At 70.1% G+C, this 16,736-nt stretch carries 18 protein-coding genes; 6 read left to right on the forward strand and 12 right to left on the reverse strand.

From position 1 onward, the window contains the following. Nucleotides 1–262 precede the first annotated feature (262 nt). Both A7B20_RS11915 and A7B20_RS11920 read right to left on the reverse strand, forming a co-directional pair. Nucleotides 263–1,117, reverse strand: coding sequence for a DMT family transporter (locus A7B20_RS11915; RefSeq protein WP_102108823.1), 855 nt, complete (start codon nucleotides 1,115–1,117; stop codon nucleotides 263–265). Between the two features lie 50 nt (nucleotides 1,118–1,167). Then, a complete protein-coding gene (locus A7B20_RS11920) occupies nucleotides 1,168–1,764 on the reverse strand; it encodes a LysE/ArgO family amino acid transporter (protein ID WP_102108805.1) in 597 nt (198 codons plus the stop codon). Nucleotides 1,765–1,907: 143 nt separating this feature from the next. Between A7B20_RS11920 and A7B20_RS11925 the strand changes: the two genes are divergently transcribed. Beyond that, nucleotides 1,908–2,180: a DksA/TraR family C4-type zinc finger protein gene (locus tag A7B20_RS11925; protein ID WP_102108806.1), complete on the forward strand. Its 273-nt coding sequence runs from the start codon at nucleotides 1,908–1,910 to the stop codon at nucleotides 2,178–2,180. 145 nt (nucleotides 2,181–2,325) lie between these two features. Then, nucleotides 2,326–3,336, forward strand: a complete 1,011-nt coding sequence (locus tag A7B20_RS11930) for an HWE histidine kinase domain-containing protein (protein WP_102108807.1) — start codon at nucleotides 2,326–2,328, stop codon at nucleotides 3,334–3,336. A 25-nt stretch (nucleotides 3,337–3,361) separates the two neighbouring features. On the opposite strand, the gene ruvB is transcribed toward A7B20_RS11930, so the two are convergent. From ruvB to ruvC, 3 genes are all read right to left on the reverse strand, one after another. Continuing rightward, on the reverse strand, nucleotides 3,362–4,393 hold the full coding sequence (gene ruvB, locus A7B20_RS11935; protein WP_102108824.1) for a Holliday junction branch migration DNA helicase RuvB: 1,032 nt from the start codon (nucleotides 4,391–4,393) through the stop codon (nucleotides 3,362–3,364). A gap of 61 nt (nucleotides 4,394–4,454) precedes the next feature. Next, nucleotides 4,455–5,123 carry a Holliday junction branch migration protein RuvA gene (ruvA, locus tag A7B20_RS11940; RefSeq protein ID WP_102108808.1) on the reverse strand — a complete coding sequence of 223 codons (669 nt, stop codon included), beginning with the start codon at nucleotides 5,121–5,123 and terminating at the stop codon, nucleotides 4,455–4,457. Then, the gene (ruvC, locus tag A7B20_RS11945) at nucleotides 5,120–5,626 is read right to left on the reverse strand and encodes a crossover junction endodeoxyribonuclease RuvC (protein ID WP_102108809.1); all 507 of its coding nucleotides are present in this window, start codon (nucleotides 5,624–5,626) and stop codon (nucleotides 5,120–5,122) included. Before ruvC ends, ruvA begins: the two co-directional genes overlap by 4 nt. Nucleotides 5,627–5,938: 312 nt before the next feature. Here ruvC and A7B20_RS11950 point away from each other — a divergent pair, with 312 nt between their 5' ends. Beyond that, a complete protein-coding gene (locus A7B20_RS11950) occupies nucleotides 5,939–6,130 on the forward strand; it encodes a DUF1127 domain-containing protein (protein ID WP_102108810.1) in 192 nt (63 codons plus the stop codon). A gap of 173 nt (nucleotides 6,131–6,303) precedes the next feature. On the opposite strand, the gene A7B20_RS11955 is transcribed toward A7B20_RS11950, so the two are convergent. Together A7B20_RS11955 and A7B20_RS11960 are read right to left on the reverse strand one after the other, a co-directional pair. Further along, on the reverse strand, nucleotides 6,304–6,654 hold the full coding sequence (locus tag A7B20_RS11955; RefSeq protein WP_172961005.1) for a hypothetical protein: 351 nt from the start codon (nucleotides 6,652–6,654) through the stop codon (nucleotides 6,304–6,306). 127 nt (nucleotides 6,655–6,781) lie between these two features. Next, the gene (locus A7B20_RS11960; protein WP_102108812.1) at nucleotides 6,782–7,648 is read right to left on the reverse strand and encodes a 50S ribosomal protein L11 methyltransferase; all 867 of its coding nucleotides are present in this window, start codon (nucleotides 7,646–7,648) and stop codon (nucleotides 6,782–6,784) included. A 92-nt stretch (nucleotides 7,649–7,740) separates the two neighbouring features. On the opposite strand from A7B20_RS11960, the gene A7B20_RS11965 reads away from it, so the two are divergent. Beyond that, a complete protein-coding gene (locus tag A7B20_RS11965; RefSeq protein WP_102108813.1) occupies nucleotides 7,741–9,354 on the forward strand; it encodes a sodium:solute symporter in 1,614 nt (537 codons plus the stop codon). Nucleotides 9,355–9,669: 315 nt separating this feature from the next. Here A7B20_RS11965 and msrA read toward each other — a convergent pair whose 3' ends face one another. The 4 genes from msrA to A7B20_RS11985 all read right to left on the reverse strand — a co-directional run bounded on the left by msrA (nucleotide 9,670) and on the right by A7B20_RS11985 (nucleotide 12,932). Next, nucleotides 9,670–10,326 (reverse strand): peptide-methionine (S)-S-oxide reductase MsrA, encoded by a 657-nt coding sequence (msrA, locus tag A7B20_RS11970; protein ID WP_102108814.1) that lies wholly within the window; start codon nucleotides 10,324–10,326, stop codon nucleotides 9,670–9,672. Nucleotides 10,327–10,387: 61 nt separating this feature from the next. Beyond that, complete coding sequence (locus A7B20_RS11975; protein WP_102108815.1) at nucleotides 10,388–11,191, reverse strand: fructosamine kinase family protein; 804 nt, start codon at nucleotides 11,189–11,191, stop codon at nucleotides 10,388–10,390. Further along, on the reverse strand, nucleotides 11,188–11,673 hold the full coding sequence (locus A7B20_RS11980) for a low molecular weight protein-tyrosine-phosphatase (RefSeq protein ID WP_102108816.1): 486 nt from the start codon (nucleotides 11,671–11,673) through the stop codon (nucleotides 11,188–11,190). The genes A7B20_RS11975 and A7B20_RS11980 overlap by 4 nt, the downstream gene beginning before the upstream one ends. A gap of 29 nt (nucleotides 11,674–11,702) precedes the next feature. Then, on the reverse strand, nucleotides 11,703–12,932 hold the full coding sequence (locus tag A7B20_RS11985; RefSeq protein WP_102108817.1) for an MFS transporter: 1,230 nt from the start codon (nucleotides 12,930–12,932) through the stop codon (nucleotides 11,703–11,705). A gap of 185 nt (nucleotides 12,933–13,117) precedes the next feature. Here A7B20_RS11985 and A7B20_RS11990 point away from each other — a divergent pair, with 185 nt between their 5' ends. Beyond that, complete coding sequence (locus A7B20_RS11990) at nucleotides 13,118–13,648, forward strand: hypothetical protein (RefSeq protein WP_102108818.1); 531 nt, start codon at nucleotides 13,118–13,120, stop codon at nucleotides 13,646–13,648. Nucleotides 13,649–13,655: 7 nt separating this feature from the next. On the opposite strand, the gene A7B20_RS11995 is transcribed toward A7B20_RS11990, so the two are convergent. Next, entirely contained in the window at nucleotides 13,656–15,878 is a 2,223-nt protein-coding gene (locus A7B20_RS11995) for a primosomal protein N' (RefSeq protein ID WP_245866852.1), read from the reverse strand. 86 nt (nucleotides 15,879–15,964) lie between these two features. Here A7B20_RS11995 and fsa point away from each other — a divergent pair, with 86 nt between their 5' ends. Beyond that, nucleotides 15,965–16,618, forward strand: a complete 654-nt coding sequence (gene fsa, locus A7B20_RS12000) for a fructose-6-phosphate aldolase (RefSeq protein ID WP_102108819.1) — start codon at nucleotides 15,965–15,967, stop codon at nucleotides 16,616–16,618. Nucleotides 16,619–16,736: the final 118 nt, after the last annotated feature.

Consider the following 16,736-nt stretch of genomic DNA (forward strand, 5'->3'; position numbering starts at 1 on the left):
CTGCGGCGGTCGTCGGCCGCGCCCCGGACGGGGTTGCGGGCCCTCGCACCCTCAAACCCCGCCCGCGCCCCATGTTCCCCGAATTCCGCCGCCCGCACAATCCATCCCGGCGCAGACGCCCGGCCCGAGCCCGACCGCCCGAGGCAAGGCAGGGCCGCTGCCCCCGCACCCCCCCATCTTTGCTTCACAAATATCCTCAGGGGGAGGCGCGCAGCGCCGGGGGCAGAATGCCCCCTCCCCGCCTGCCGCCCGCGCACCGCCCTCAGTGTTGCTCGACAACCCCCGGCGTCACCCGGCGCCGCAGCACCGCCTCGCGCCAGGTGATGAAGGTCACCGAGCCGAGGATCACCACGCCGCCCAGCACCACCCAGCCGTCCACCGGCTCGCCGAAGGCCAGCGCCCCGAGGCTCGTGGCCCAGACGAGTTGCAGGAAGGTCACGGGCTGGGTCACGGTCATCGGCGCCGCGCGGAAGGCCAGCGTCATGGTGAAATGGCCCCCGGTGGCGAGACAGGCCACGAGGAACAGCCAGCAGAGTTCCGGCACCGTCGGCGTCACCCAGACGGCGGCCGCGAAGGGGGCGAGGCCGACGGTGACGGTGATCGACAGCATCGCGACCACCACCACCGGCGCCACCCGGTCGGCCATCACCTTGGCGATCAGGTAGGAGGCGGCGAACAGCACCGCGGTGCCGAGCATGGCGATGTGCCCCGGCGACACCTCGCGCACCCCGGGCCGCAGGATCAGGAGCGCCCCCACGAGCGCGCAGCCCACCGCCGCGATCCGCCGGAGCGCCAGCCGCTCGCCGAGGAACAGCGCGGCGCCGAGGGTGATGTAGACCGGCGAGAGATAGTTCATCGCCGTCACCTCGGCGAGCGGGATCCGCGTCATCGCGAAGAACCACAGGATCACGCCCAGCGTGTGCACTCCGCCCCGCAGCGCGAACAGCCCGAGGTCGCGGCGCCCGAGCCGCGCCGCGCGCAGACCCTTCAGCATCGGCACGAGGAAGACGAGCCCGAGGAAATAGCGCAGGAAGGCCGACTCGGCCGGGGGCACCCTGCCGCCCAGGTGCTTGACCACCGCCGTCACGCCGACGAACAGGAGCCCCGTGACCAGCATCCAGCCGACGCCCGCCACGGGCCGCGGCGCGGGCTTCGCGACGGCATCCGTCACGACAGCACCAGCGAGGCCGCGATGGCCCACATCACGCAGCCCACGACGCCGTCCAGCACCCGCCAGGCCAGGGGCCGCGCGAAGAGCGGGGCGAGCAGCCGCGCGCCGTAGCCGAGCGCGAAGAAGAACACGAACGAGGCCGTGACAGCGCCAAGCCCGAACCGCAGCCCCTCCCACTGGGCCGAGACCGCGCCGAGCAGCACCACCGTGTCGAGATAGACATGGGGGTTCAGCCAGGTCAGCGCCAGGCAGGTCGCCAGCACCGCGGCCAGCGTTCCGCCGCTCCGCGCCTCCGCCTCCAGCGCGCCGCCGCCGCGCCAGGCCGCGCGGAAGGCGAGCGCGCCGTAGACCAGCAGGAACGCCGCCCCGCCCCAGCGCATCACCGGCTCGATCCAGGGCGCCGCCTTCACCAGCGCGCCGAAGCCCGCGACGCCGGCGGCGATCAGCACCGCGTCGGACAGCGCGCAGGTCAGGCAGACGGCGAAGACATGGGCGCGCCGCAGCCCCTGGCGCAGCACGAAGGCATTCTGCGCGCCGATGGCAAGGATCAGGGAAAGGCCCAGGCCGAAGCCGGCGGCGAAAGACGGGTTCATGCCCGAGGCCTAGCCGCGCCGGGCGGGCAGGTCCAGACGCCTCGCGCGTCTTCGTCATACAAACCCGTTGCCGATGGCAGGCTTGCCGCAGGGCGCCGACCACCCCATCTTGAGGCGGCACAGCAGGCCGGAAAGGACATGCCATGGCCGGAGGATGGACCCGCGACGGCGCGGTGAACGAACAGGTCGAAGCCTCGATCGCGGAAGAGCTGGAACGGATGCAGGCCCGCCGTCGCGCGGCGGGCGAAAGCCGCACCCACTGCCTCGACTGCGAGGAACCGATTCCCGAGGCGCGCCGCGCCGCGATCCCGGGCGTCACGCTCTGCATCGACTGCCAGCAGGAGCGCGACGGCCGCCCGGCGCTACGCCAGTCCGCCTTCAACCGCCGCGGCTCGAAGGACAGCCAGCTGAAGTGATCCCGCGGAAGGCGGCGCCGGGGACTTGCCCCAAGGGCGTGGTTGCCACACGCCTGTGATGTGATACCGTCAAGACGGACTCCGGCGATGCTGCCGCATCGGCCCGCCATCCGCCGTACGGTGGTCCACAGCACGGGGGAACCCCATGTCGATCAAGGAACCGGACTACGCCCTCGTCTTCCGCAGCCTGCCGGCGCCCTGCCTCGTGCTGGACCAGGAGATGCGGATCGTCACCGCGACCGAGGCCTATCTCCAGACCGTCGACCGCAGCCTCTCCGACCTCGTCGGCCGCTACGTCTTCGACGCCTTCCCCGAGGAGGGCGAGCGGCAGGACCGCTTCCACCGCGCCTTCCGCCGCGCGCTCGACGGCGAGGAGAACACGCTGGTCGAGGTGCCGTTCTCGATCCCGGCGAACGGGCCCGACGGGCCGGTCATGCGCGAGGTCTGGTGGACCTGCCGCCACACCCCGGTGATCGAGGCCGACGGGCGCATCGACTACATGATCCAGAACGCGATGGACGTGACCGCGCAGGTCCAGGCGCAGCGGCTGAAGAACGCCATCGCGGACGAGTTGCAGCACCGCGTCGGCAACCTGTTCAGCCTCGTCTCCGTCATCGCCCGGCGCACGGCCGCCAATGCCACCGACCTTGCCGATTTCGCCAGCCGGTTCGAGGCGCGGGTGCAGGCCCTGTCGCGCACCCATGCCCACCTGACCGGCAGCAACTGGGACCGCATGACAATCGACACCATCGTCACGCGCCAGCTCGACGATTACGCCGCGATGGCGCGCGGCAACATCACCCTCGAGGGCGAGCGGGTGGAACTCTCCGCCGCCGAGGCCCAGGCGCTGACCCTCGCGATCCACGAGCTTGCGACCAATTCGGTGAAATACGGGGCGTTGCAGACCGAGGACGGGCGGATCGTCGTCAACTGGGCCAACAGCGGGCGGTCGGGCTATGACATCGAGTGGCGCGAGATCGGAATCCCGGACGGCGAGCGCAAGGCGCGCAGCGGCTTCGGCTCGATGATCCTCGACACCATCGTGCCGACGCAGCTCCAGGGCTCGGCCGAGCGCAACTTCGACGGCCCGACCCTGCGCTACCGCCTCTCCGTCCCCGAGCGTCGGCCGGTGCGCGGCGCGGACGGAGCGAGATAGGGGCGCACCGCCGGCCGCCTTCGCGCTATTTCCCGAACAGGTCCCCCTGCCCCGGCCCCTTCGGCATCGGCAGCCCGAGGTGCTGCCAGGCCTTCTGGGCCAGCATCCGGCCCCGGGGCGTCCTCTGGATCAGGCCCTGCTGGAGCAGGAACGGCTCGATCACCTCCTCCAGCGCATCGCGGGACTCCGACAGCGCCGCCGACATCGTCTCGACCCCCACGGGCCCGCCCTGGTAGGCCTCGGCGATCAGCGAGAGATACCGCCGGTCCGCGCTGTCGAGGCCGAGGTGATCGACCCCGAGCCGGGAGAGCGCCGAATCCGCGATCTCCCGCGTCAGGGTGCCGTCGCCCTCGACCAGCGCGAAGTCGACCACGCGGCGCAGGAGCCGCCCGGCGATCCGGGGCGTGCCCCGCGCGCGCCGCGCGATCTCGCGCGCCCCGTCCGGCGCGGCCCGGATCCCGAGCATGCGCGCGCCCCGCGCCACGATCTCGTGCAACTCCTCGACGGTATAGAACTGGAGCCTGACCGGGATCCCGAACCGGTCCCTGAGCGGCGTCGTCAGCAGCCCGAGCCGGGTGGTGGCGCCGACCAGCGTGAACGGCTGCAACTCGATCCGGACGGTGCGCGCCGCCGGCCCCTCGCCGATGACGAGGTCCAGTTCGAAGTCCTCGAGCGCGGGGTACAGCACCTCCTCGACCACCGGGTTCAGGCGGTGGATCTCGTCGATGAACAGCACGTCGCGGGCTTCGAGGTTGGTCAGGATCGCCGCAAGGTCGCCGGGCCGCGCCAGAACGGGCCCCGAGGTCATGCGGAAGTTCACCCCCAACTCGCGCGCCATGATCTGCGCAAGCGTCGTCTTGCCAAGGCCGGGCGGCCCGTGGAACAGCGCGTGGTCCATCGCCTGCCCGCGCATCTTCGCGCTTTCGATGAAGACCCGGAGGTTCGACCGTGCCTCTGCCTGGCCGATGAACTCTTCCAGCGACTGCGGGCGCAGGGCACGGTCGGCGTCCTCGGGGAGCTTCTCGGGGCGCAGCGTGGGATCGGGGGCGTCTGTCATGGATTCGGCCATGTGCCGGTCATACGCGGATCGGTGGCGAAAGATACAGTCCGCACCGCCCTCACTCCTTCGGCGCCAGCAGCTTCAGCGCGGCGCGGATCAGTGCCGGGGTGGCGGCGTCCGGGGCGTCGCGCGCCGCTTCCGCCACCGCGCCCGCGGCCTCGCCGGGCGCGTATCCGAGGTTCGCCAGCGCCGACATCGCCTCGGCCTGCGCGGCGCCGTTTCCGGCCGCCGCCTTGCGCGGCGCGGCGCGCTTCGGTGTGTCGGCGGTGTCGACGACCTCGGCCTCGCCGGTGTCGCCCGGCGCATCCGACACCATCGCCATGAGCGCCGGCGCCTTGTTCTTCAGCTCCATCACCACCCGCTGCGCGATCTTCGGCCCGACGCCCGGCGCCGCCTTGACCGCGTTCCAGTCGCCAAGCGCGATCGCCCGCCCCACGCCCTCGGCCCCCAGCACGCCCAGAATGGCCATCGAGGCCTTCGCGCCGATGCCCTGCACGCTCATCAGCAGCCGGTGCCACTCCTTCTCCAGCAGCGTCGGGAAGCCGAAGAGCTGGAGCAGGTCCTCGCGCACGAGGAGGTCCGTGTAGAGCGACGCGAACTCGCCCGTCTTCGGCAGGGACATCAACGTGCGGTCCGAGACGTGGACGATATAGCCGACCCCGTTTACGTCGATCAGGACGTGGTCGCTTCCGCGATAGCCTATGCGCCCCGACAGCCGCCCGATCATCGCGCCGCCGCCACCGCCTGCGCCAGCCGCCCCGCGGTCTGGCAGTGGAAGGCGTGGCAGATCGCCACCGCCAGCGCATCCGCGGCGTCGGCGCCCGCGATCTCGACCCCGGGGAGCTGCATCCTCACCATGTGATCCACCTGCCGCTTCTCCGCATGTCCCACGCCCACCACGCATTTCTTGACGGTGTTGGGCGCGTATTCCCCCACCGCGATCCCCGCCCGCGCGGGCACCAGCAGGGCGATCCCCCGCGCCTGGCCCAGCTTCAGCGTGCCCGCGCCGTCCTTGTTGACGAAGGTCTTCTCCACCGCCGCCGTATCGGGACGATAGCGCGCGAAGACGGACGAAAGCTGGTCGAACAGGTCCAGCAGACGCGGCGCCAGATCCTCGCCCCCGAGGCTGGTGCAATGGCCGTTCGCAACGTGGGACAGCCGCCCGCCGTCCGAATCGATGACACCCCAGCCGAGGGTCCGAAGCCCCGGGTCGATCCCCAAAACGCGCATCCCTGATCCTGCTCATGTTGCTTTTCGGACACGGGTAGCACGAAACGCGAACACCTGCCAGACGCAACTGCGGCGCCCCGGCGCGCGGGATTGCGACCGCGACCCTTCGGCAACGCCCGATTGCGCCAGATCCAGGCCAGAAAACGACATTGCCGACGCGGAATTTTCGTCATATTTACAGATGATTAAGAGCGGTCGGAGCAATGTCGCAAACGCATGGGTGCCATGCGATTTTGCATCTGGTGCGATGGCTTTCCGATGGCTAGGTGCGGCGTCGAAACCGAAACGTCAAACCCCTGAAAGACTACCGAAATGGCCGCCTCGACCTCCGCCCGCCCCGTCACCGTCACCGCCAATGCCGGCGTCTCCAGCCTGATCCAGCGCACCCTCGCCGCCGTGATCGCGTGGAACGACAGCCGCGTCACCCGCAAGTCGCTCGGCCGTCTGACCGACCGCGAGCTTGACGATATCGGCCTGGTGCGCGGCGACATCGAAAACATCTGATCCCCTCGGCGGGACCGGCGAAAGGCCGTTGCGCGACCGGCGCGGCGGCCTTTTTGCTGTCCGCGCCTGCGCCCCGCCCGCCATGGAGCGGGCCGGAACGACAAAAGGCCGTTGCGTGATCAGCGCAACGGCCTTCACCGTCTTGTCGGAGGGAAACGTCCGATCGGGAAACGTCAGCGCATCAGCGCCCCGAGCCCGGAGGCAAGCTGCCGGGTGAGAGGATCGGCCTGCATCACGAAGGCACCGACCCGTTCCACCGCCGAGCCGTCGCGCAGCGCGTTGACCCGCTCCTGATAGGCGAGGTTTCCGGCCGACGCCAGCATGATCGATTTCATGGTGAACAGGACGGCGAGGACGATCAGGATGCCCTTCAGCGCGTCGAAGGAGGGCGCCCGACGACGCGGCCGGACCGTCATCAGCCCGTCGGGACCGATGTGGACGTCTGCCGAACGCGCCACCAGGCGGTTGTTGCGGATAATCCTGCGGCTGCGGCGCGCGAAACTCGGGGAGCTGGCGTGGGACATGGCTGGTCGGCTCTCAATCTGTATCGGCCCCCACCGACAGGGCCGTTTGTAGCCCCGATCGCGGCGGGAAAAAGGCAGATTCTGCAAATTGAGGCCAAAACCGCCTTGAATGCCCCGGATTGCCCCTTCAGCGCCCAAGTGTGAGGGTCGTCCAGTCGACAATGTCCTCGCGGTGGATCAATTGTAGACCGGCCTCGCGGTAGACCTCCGTCACCTCCTCGGCCTGAGTCACCAGCAGCCCCGACAGGATCACCCGCGCGCCGTCCCGCGCCGCCGCGGCGATGTCGGGGGCCAGCGCGATCAGCGGACCCTTCAGGATGTTGGCGAAGATCAGGTCGAACGGCGCCGCCGCCTTCAGGTCGGGATGATCGAAGCCCGCGGCCTCCAGCGTCACCACCAGATCGCCCAGCCCGTTCAGCGCCGCGTTGGCCGCCGCCACCTCGACCGCCACCGGGTCGATGTCGCTGGCGTACACGGGCCGGCCCCAGACCTTCGCCGCCGCCATCGCCAGAACTGCGGTCCCACAGCCGATGTCGGCGACGCTCTCGGCCTCCCAGCCCTCGCTCATCAGCCGGTCGAGCGCGCGCAGGCAGCCGAGCGTGGTGCCGTGGTGGCCGGTGCCGAAGGCCATCGCCGCCTCGATCAGCAGCGCGACCGATCCTTCCGGCACGCGGTCCGCATCGTGCGAGCCGTAGACGAAGAACCGACCCGCCTCCACCGGCACCAGCTCGCGGCGCACCTTCGCCACCCAGTCCGTCTCGGGCAGTTCGCTGACGGCGAAGGGCCGCGCCCCGAAGGCCGCCGCCAGCAGCGCCAGCGCGGTCTCGTCCGGCGCCGCCTCGAAGTAGCCGCCGACCTCCCACAGGCCCGAGCCGTCCTCGATCTCGAACACCCCGACCCCGCTCGGCGCAGGCTCCAGATCCTCGAGCGCGGCGGCCAGGGCTTCGGCGGGACCAGGCCCCGGCAGGGTGGTCAGTGCGGTGAACGTGGTCATGTGATTTCAATTCCAGGTTGTCTGCGCGAAATAAAATTTCGGAACTCACAGTCCCGCGAGGCACTTTTTCCCGAAACACGGAGGGCAATGACATGGAAGAAGCCTCGCGGCAAGAGGTCGCCAACGCCATTACGGGTCTCGATCTCGGGGTTCTCGCCGCGTATTTCGCCGTCGTGATCGTCATCGGCGTTTGGGTCTCTCGCAGGACCGAATCAGGCGACGACCTGTTCCTCGCGGGCCGCGCGCTCGGCTGGAGCGCCATCGGCTTCTCGCTCTTCGCCTCCAACATCTCCTCGACGACGCTGATCGGCCTGACCGGCGCCGCCTATTCCACCGGCATCGCCGCCTCGGCCTATGAATGGATGGCGGGGGTGCCGCTGATCCTGCTCGCCTTCGTCTTCGCGCCGCTCTACTTCCGCTCGAAGATCACGACCATCCCCGAGTACCTCGAACGCCGCTACGACCGGCGCACGCGGCTCTATTTCTCGGCCATTACCATCGTCCTGACGATCATCGTCGATACCGCAGGCGGGCTCTACGCCGGGGCCGTGGTGGTCAAGACCTTCTTCCCCGACATCCCGATCTGGGTCACGGTGCTGGCCATCGGCGTCTTCGCGGGCCTCTACACCGCGGGGGGCGGGCTGAAGGCCGTCGTCTACACCGACGTGCTGCAGGCCGTGGTGCTGATCGTCGGCAGCCTCGCCATGACGCTGATCCTGTTTGGCGACCTCGGCTGGTCCTGGCAGAACGTGATCGACAACGTGCCGGATCCGAACCAGCTGTCGCTCGTCCAGCCGCTCGACGACGAGATTTTGCCCTGGCCGGGCCTGTTCCTCGGGGTGCCGATCCTCGGCTTCTGGTACTGGGTTACGAACCAGTACATCGTCCAGCGCGTCCTCGGGGCCGAGTCCCTGAAGGCCGCGCAGCAGGGCGCGATGCTGGGCGGCTTCCTGAAGCTCCTGCCGATGTTCATCATGGTGCTGCCCGGCGCCATGGCGATCTCCATCGTGCCGGACCTGCCGAACCCCGACATGGTGTTCCCCACCCTCACCTCCACCGTGCTGCCCGCGGGGCTGACGGGGCTGGTGCTGGCGGGGCTCGTCGCCGCCATCATGTCGAGCGTCGACTCCACGCTCAACTCCTCCTCCACCCTCGTCGTGCACGACTTCATGCGGGTGGACGAGCGCGAGGTGGAGCCGCACCGGGTGCGCAGCCTCGGCCGCTGGACGACGCTGATCCTGATGGCGATCGCCATCGTCTGGGCGCCGTTCATCGCCAATTTCGGCGGGCTCTGGGATTACCTCCAGCAGGCGTTCTCGATCCTCGTGCCGCCGGTGGTGGCGATCTTCCTGCTCGGCGCGCTCTGGCGCGGCGCGACGCCGGCGGCGGCCTTCACCGCGCTGATCGTCGGCCATGTGGTCGGTCTGGCGCTGTTCGTCCTGACGCAGATGGAGATCTGGCCGCTGCACTTCACCATCAACGTGGGCGTCATGGTCGCCGTGAGCGTGATGGTGATCGTCGCCGTCTCGGCCTTCACCGAGAAGCGGTCGGGCGAGGATCTGGAGGACACGGTCTGGCATCCGGGCTTCGCCGTCGAGGAAGGCGCCAAGGCCCATGCGCAGAAGGCCTCGTGGTTCGCAGACGTGCGGACCCTGGCCTGCGTGCTGGTGGTGGCGATGCTGGCGATCCTGCTGGGGTTCTGGTGAGGCGGGACTCGCCGGGGTCAAGGCCGGGGAAGCGGCCTGCCCTTTTCCGGTTGAGGTCTCTCCGTCGTTGCGCGTTGCAGCGGCAGCCCCCGCCCGTCTTGCCGGACGCCCGCCTTCGGCGTGACGGTACGGCCGGGGGATGCCCGGCGTTGCCGCCGGGCATGAGGTCCACGCCCAAGCGTCACGGGCATGAGGTCCACGCCCAAGCGTCAGGCGTCAGGACAGAGACGGTCAATCTCGACCGGACCTCGCCCGATCGACCCGCTCGGTGCCGCGTGTCCCCATCGAACGTGGGCGACGCCGCAGCCCCATTCCTCACACCGTGGCGCCGGTCCCGATCGGGCAGGTGACGCCGGTGCCGCCGATCCCGCAATAGCCGCGGGGGTTCTTCTCGAGGTACTGCTGGTGATAGGCCTCGGCAAAGTAGAACTCCGGCGCGGGCCGGATCTCGGTCGTGATTGCGCCGTACCCGGCCCTCTCCAGCTGCGGCGCGAAGGCCTTTCTGCTGGCCTCGGCCGCCTGCTTCTGCGCCTCCGAGAAGGTGTAGATCCCCGAGCGGTACTGCGTCCCCGCATCGTTGCCCTGCCGCATGCCCTGGGTCGGATCGTGGCCTTCCCAGAACACCTTCAGAAGCTCGTCGTAGGAGATAACCGACGGGTCGTAGACGACGCGCACCACCTCGTTGTGGCCGGTCTGCCCGGTGCAGACCTCCTCGTAGGTCGGGTTCGGCGTATAGCCCCCGGCATAGCCCACGGCGGTGTTCCAGACCCCCGGCAGCTTCCAGAACATCCGCTCGACACCCCAGAAGCAGCCCATGCCGAAGATCGCCTCTTCCATGCCCTCGGGCACCGGCGCCTTCAGCGGGCGGTCGAAGATGGAATGGGTCTCGGCGGTCGGGATCGGGGTGGCGCGGCCGGGAAGGGCGGCATCCTCGGCCACCATCTCGGTCTTCTTCTTCTGGAACAGGAACATCGTGATCCTCCTTCTAGGGTTGCCCCAGATATAGGGGCCGCCCGCTGCCGCCGCCAGAGCCTCAGCCCGCGGCGTCGAGACACCCCTCGACCATCCCGCGATAGCCCCCGCCGAAGAGCCGAAGGTGGACCAGCGCGGGCCAGAGCCGGTATATCGCCCGCCGCTCCTCCGCCCCCGGCGCGAGGGGTCCGTAGGCCTCCCAGAAGGCGGGGGAAGGCCGCGCGAAGAGGCAGAGCATGGCAAGGTCGACCTCGGGATCGCCGTGATAGCAGGCCGGGTCGATCAGCCCCGTCACCTTGCCGCCCCGCGCCATGACGTTGCCCGCCCAGAGATCGCCGTGGAGCAGCGCGGGCCCCGGATCGCGTGGCAACAGGTCCGGCAGGCGCGCTGCGAGTGCCCCGATCCGCCGCGCGAGGTCGGCCGGGACATGGTCGCAGAAGGGCAGAAGCCGCCGTTCGGCCCAGAAGCCCGGCCAGTCGTCGCAGGGCGCGTTCGGGATCGTGACGGTGCCGAAGGCGTGATCCTCGGGCCAGCCATAGCGCGCGCCCCTGACCCCGTGCAGCCGCCGCACGACGTGGCCCAGATCGCCCCAGGCCGCGCCCGGCCCCTCGTCCGCCCCCAGATCCTCGAGCACCAGCAGATCCTCCGCGACCCCCAGCACCTGCGGCGCCGGCACCCCTGCCCCGCGGATCGCATCGAGCATCGCCGCCTCCGCCGGCGCCGTCGCGCCGCGCTTGGCGATGACGCTGCGCCCGTCCTCCAGCGCCACCCGTGCCACCTCCGACAGATCGCCCCCCGATAGCGCCCGGACGCCCGCCGCCCCGGCCCCGAGCAGCGCAGCGACCGCGGGCCCGACCCCGCTCACGCCGCCCCCGCGATCCGCCGCAACAGCCCCTCGGCCGCGGCATCGGCATCGGCCCAGGCGCGTTCGAACCCCTCGGGCCCGCCGTAATAGGGGTCGCCGACCGCCTGCCCCTCGCGCCCCGGCACATGGTCGAGCAGCAGGGAAAGCTCGGCCCGCGCGCCCTCGGGACGCATCCGCGCGAGCGCCGCGAGGTTCTCGTGGTCCATCGCGACGATGTGGCTGAAGGCCTCGAAATCCGCCGCCCGCACCTGCCGCGCCCGCTGCCCGGAAATGTCGAGCCCGTGGCGCCGCGCCATCTCCCGGCTTCTCGGATCGGGCGGCTCTCCGGCGTGCCAGTTCCCGGTCCCGGCCGAGTCGATCTGCACGTCCGCCCCGTGCCGTTCCGCCGCCGCGCGGAAGGCGGCCTCGGCGAGTGGGGAGCGGCAGATGTTGCCGAGACAGACGAACAGGACGGCGGGGCGGGGGTCCGAAGGGTCGGCCATGGCGCTCCTTTCCGTGGGGCTTGCGCAGTCTATTCCGCGGGCGCGGCCAACGCTCCCGAGAACACCGTCTCGTTGCCCTTCACCGGGTGGCGCGGGATCATCAGCGCCAGCGCGAGCGAGGTCGCGGCCATTCCCGCCGCCAGCCCGAACACCGCGGCCGGGGACGTGATCCAGAGATAGCCCAGAAGGGCGGGCAGGAACACCGCCGCGATGTGGTTGATGGTGAAGGCCACGGCGGCGGTCGGCGCGATGTCCCCCGGATCGGCGATCTTCTGGAAATAGGTCTTCAGCGCGAAGGCCAGCGCGAAGAACAGGTGATCGACGACATAGAGCCCCGCCGCCAGCAGCACGCCCCAGCCGAAGAAGTAGATCCCGCCGTAGAACAGGAACACGACGATCAGCCCGGTGTACTCGAACATCAGCGCCCGCCGCTCGCCATAGCGCGCCACCATCTTGCCCATGAGGGGCGCCAGCAGCATGTTGGCGAGGAAGTTGACGAGGAACAGCGCCGTCACCTCGTGCACGTCGAAGCCGAAGCGTTCGACCATCATGAAGGCGGCGAAGACGGTGAAGATCTGCCGCCGCGCCCCCGACATGAACTGGAGCGCATAGTAGAGCCAGTAGCGGCGGCGCAGCACGAAGGTCTTCAGCTGCGGATCGGGCGCCTCGAACTGGGGATAGGCCAACATGCAGAACAGCGCGATCAGCGCCGTGGTGCCGCCGGAAATCAGGTAGACGGTGCTGTAGGACAGCTCGAACGCCCGCCACGTCACGACCAGCAGCCCGTAGGCCAGAAGCGACGCCCCCGACCCGGCCGCGACGATCCAGCCCAGCGTCTGCGGCGCGCGGTCCCTGGCGATCCACTGGAGTTGCAGCGACTGGTTCACCGTCTCGAAGTAGTGGAAGCCGATGGAGGACAGCATCGTCACCGTCAGCAGGCCCGCGAAGCTGGGGAAGAAGGCGGTGACGGCGGTGGCGCAGCCCAGAAGCAGCAGCGCGACGAGGCCCAGCACCTGTTCGCGCAGGAACATGATGATGGCGATCACGCCAACGGCCAGGAAGCCCGGGATCTCGCGCACCGTGTGCAGCCAGCCGATCTCGACCCCGGTAAAGCCCGCCGCCTCGATGACGAAATTGTTCAGCAGCGCCGACCAGGTGGAGAAGGCAATGGGCATGGCGAAGGCAATGAGCAGAAGCATCGGGATCGGGCGGCGCCACAGCGGCAGCGATCCGGCATCGGCAAGTCGGACGATACGCATGCCCTTCGCTACTGTGCGGCGGCGGATTTGGCGAGGGCAATTCGTGCCTTGCGGTGCAACCCTGCCCCGCCGCCGTGTTGCCCGAGTGAAGAACCGGCCCCGCCGGAAAGCAGACACATTGTCGCCCCAAGCTCTGGATATTCCACGAAGGACGCAGACAAGATGTCGCACCCCGGGAGACAGGCATGGCCATCGATCAGAGTTTCATCGTCATCGCCCTGTCCTGCCTTCTGGTCGCACACCTCGCCATCCGCCTTACCGGGCTGGGGCGCGGGGCGCTCGCGGCGAAGCTGGCGCTCGGCGCGGCCCTCACGTTCTGGTGGATGGCCGGCCCGAACCACGGCCTGCACGTCCAGCTCATGGGCGGGGTCGTGACCGTCCTGCTGGGTCTGCGCCACGGTCTGCCGCGCGGCGGACGCGGGACGCGTGCCGCCACGGCGTCGCGGCGCGGCGCACTGCCCCGCAACCGCCTCTGGAGCTGGATGTGGCACGGCGCGGGGCTCGGGGCCGGGGCGGTCAGCGTCTGGACGCTGGTGGCGATGCTGGTCTCCGACGGTGCCGGTTTCGACCTGCCGCGCCTCGCCATCCTCGCCTTCTACTTCGTCTACACGCTGGTCTCCACCGGCGCAATCCGCTGGGCGAGGCCGCTGTCGCTGGCGGCGCTGCTGGCCCCTGCGGCGCAGGACGCGCCCGAGCCGGTGGTGATCCGCCGCTGAGACCCGCTCAGTAGAAGCTCTGCGGGTCGATATCGACCGACAGGCGGAGCGATGACGGCAGCCGCACCTGCGCGAGCCACGCCGCCAGCGCCCCCTGCAACGGCGCCGCCTTTTCGGCCTTCACCAGCAGACGCACCCGGTGCCGCCCCCGGATCCGCGCGATCGGCGCGGGCGCGGGGCCGAAGACCTGCGCCCCGATGGCGCGCAGCGGCTGGTCGCGGCGGGCGAGGTCGGCGGCGACGTCGAACACCTCCTGCACGTTCGGCGAGGACAGGATGATCCCCGCAAGCCGGCCATAGGGCGGCACCCCGGCATGGCGCCGCTCGTCGGCCTCGGCGGCCCAGAACCGCTCCTCGTCGCCGGCGAGGATGGCGCGGATCACCGGATGCTCGGGCTGGTAGGTCTGGAGCAGCGCCAGCCCCGGCTTATCCGCCCGCCCCGCGCGCCCGGCGACCTGCCGCATCAGCTGGAACGTCCGCTCGGCCGCGCGCAGGTCCGAGCCCTGCAGCCCGAGGTCGGCGTCGATCACCCCGACCAGCGTCAGCAGCGGGAAGTTGTGCCCCTTCGCCACCAGCTGCGTGCCGATCACGATGTCCGCCCCGCCCTGCGCGATCGCCTCGACCTGCGCCTTCATCGCCCGGGCCGAGCCGAACAGGTCGGACGACAGCACGGCAATGCGCGCCGACGGGAACAGCGCCGCCGCCTCCTCGGCCAGCCGCTCGACCCCGGGGCCGACGGGCGACAGGCGGTCCTCAGCCTCGCAGGCGGGGCATTTCAGCGGCATCGGCTTGCTCTCGCCGCACTGGTGGCAGACCAGCCGCTTCAGGAAGCGGTGCTCGACCATCCGCGCGTCGCAGTGATCGCAGCCGATCTGGTGGCCGCAGGCCCGGCAGATCGTCACCGGCGCATAGCCCCGGCGGTTCAGGAACAGGAGCGACTGCTCGCCATCTTCGAGCCGCCGCTCGACCGCACGGCGCAGCGCGGGCGAGATCCACTTGCCCCCCGGCAGATCCTCCGCCCGCATGTCGATGCTCTTCATCTCCGGCATCACCGCCGCCCCGAAGCGCGACGTCAGCTCCAGCCGCGCATACTTGCCCGCCTGCACGTTGGCCCAGCTTTCGAGCGAGGGCGTGGCCGAGGCCAGCACGACATGGGCGGAACAGAGCGAGGCGCGCAGCACCGCCATATCCCGAGCGTTGTAAAGGACGCCGTCCTCCTGCTTGTAGGAGGTGTCGTGCTCCTCGTCGACGACGATCAGCCCGAGGTCGCGGAACGGCAGGAACAGGGCCGAGCGGGCACCGACTACCAGCTGCGCGCCGCCCTCGCCCACCATCTTCCAGCAGCGCCGCCGCTCGGTCATGGTGACGCCGGAGTGCCATTCGGCGGGCTTGCAGCCGAACCGCTCCTCCACCCGGGTCAGGAACTCCGAGGTCAGCGCGATCTCGGGCAGGAGCACCAGCGCCTGCCGCCCGCGCCGCAGGCAGGCCGCCACCGCCTCCAGGTAGACCTCGGTCTTGCCCGATCCGGTGACGCCCCTGAGCAGGGTGGTGCCATAGCGTTCGGCCTCCACCGCCGCGCCCAGCGCCGCCGCGCCCGCCTGCTGGTCCTCGGTCAGCGCCTTGCCCGGAAGGTCCGGATCGAGCCGCGGATAGGGCAGATCCCGCGGGCTCGCCTCCTCCAGCACCGCGCCCTGCTTCACCAGCCCCTTGACCACGGTCGTCGTGACCCCCGCGCTCTCGGCCAGTTCCTTCAGCGTGAAGGCCAGCCCGCCGTAGTCTCGCAGCACCTCCAGCACCTTCGCCCGCGCATCGGTCATCCGGTCGGGCTCCCCCTCGCCCAGCCGGTAGACGAGCCGCATCGACGGCGGATCGCCGAGGCCCGGAGAGCGCGTCGCCAGCCGCAGCATCGCGGGCAGCGGCGTGAGCGTGTAGTCCGCCGCGCGCTTCAGGAACTGCTGCATCTCCTCGCGCATCGGCACGGCGTCCAGCACCCGCGTCACGGGGCGCACCTTCGACAGCTCGTATCCGCCTTCGCCCGGCCCCCAGACCACGCCCAGCACCCGGCGCGGGCCCAGCGGCACCTCGACGAAGGCGCCGACCATGCAGCCCCCCTCGGGCGCGCGGTAATCCAGGCACCGGTCCAGCGGCTGCGTCGTCAGCACCGCGACCAGCGCGCCCTCGTGGAAGAAACCGGGCTGGTCGCCGCCCTGCTCGGAGAACAGGTCGCTCACCGCCGGCCCCCGGCATCAGGGGTTACGGCGCCCGACCGACTGGAGTATGACTGGGCCAGACAAGCCAGCAATGCAGGACCTTTCCCATGAAATTCTTTGTCGATACCGCCGATGTGGATGCGATCCGCGAGCTGAACGATCTCGGAATGGTCGACGGCGTGACCACGAACCCCTCGCTTATCCTGAAGTCCGGCCGCGACATCAAGGAAGTGACCAAGGAAATCTGCGACATGGTCGCGGGGCCGGTCAGCGCCGAATGCGTCGCGCTCGACTACGACGGGATGATCTCCGAGGGCCGGACGCTCGCGAAGATCGCCGACAACATCACGATCAAGCTGCCGTTGACCTGGGACGGGCTCAAGGCCTGCAAGACGCTGACCTCGGACGGTCACATGGTCAACGTCACGCTCTGCTTCACGGCCAACCAGGCGCTGCTGGCGGCAAAGGCGGGCGCGACCTTCATCTCGCCCTTCCTCGGCCGCCTCGACGATCTCGCGCTCGACGGGATGGAGCTGATCCAGGACATCCGCACGATCTACAACAACTACGATTTCAGGACGGAAATCCTCGCCGCCTCGATCCGCAACGTGAACCACGTGAAGGACGCGGCCCTGATCGGCGCCGACGTCATCACCGCGCCGCCCGCGGTGATCAAGTCGCTGGCAAGCCACGTCCTGACCGACAAGGGGCTCGACGCCTTCACCGCCGACTGGGCGAAGACCGGCCAGAAGATCGTCTGATTTCCCCTCCGGCACCGGCGGGGGGGGGGGGGCGGAGGCGCGCCCCCCCCCCCCCCCCCCCCCCCCCCCCCCCCCCCCCCTTCTCTCCCCCCCCGCCCCCCTCTCTGCCGTCTCCACC

The sequence above is a fragment of the Oceaniglobus roseus genome (assembly GCF_002869745.1).
Classification (GTDB): Bacteria; Pseudomonadota; Alphaproteobacteria; order Rhodobacterales; family Rhodobacteraceae; genus Oceaniglobus; species Oceaniglobus roseus.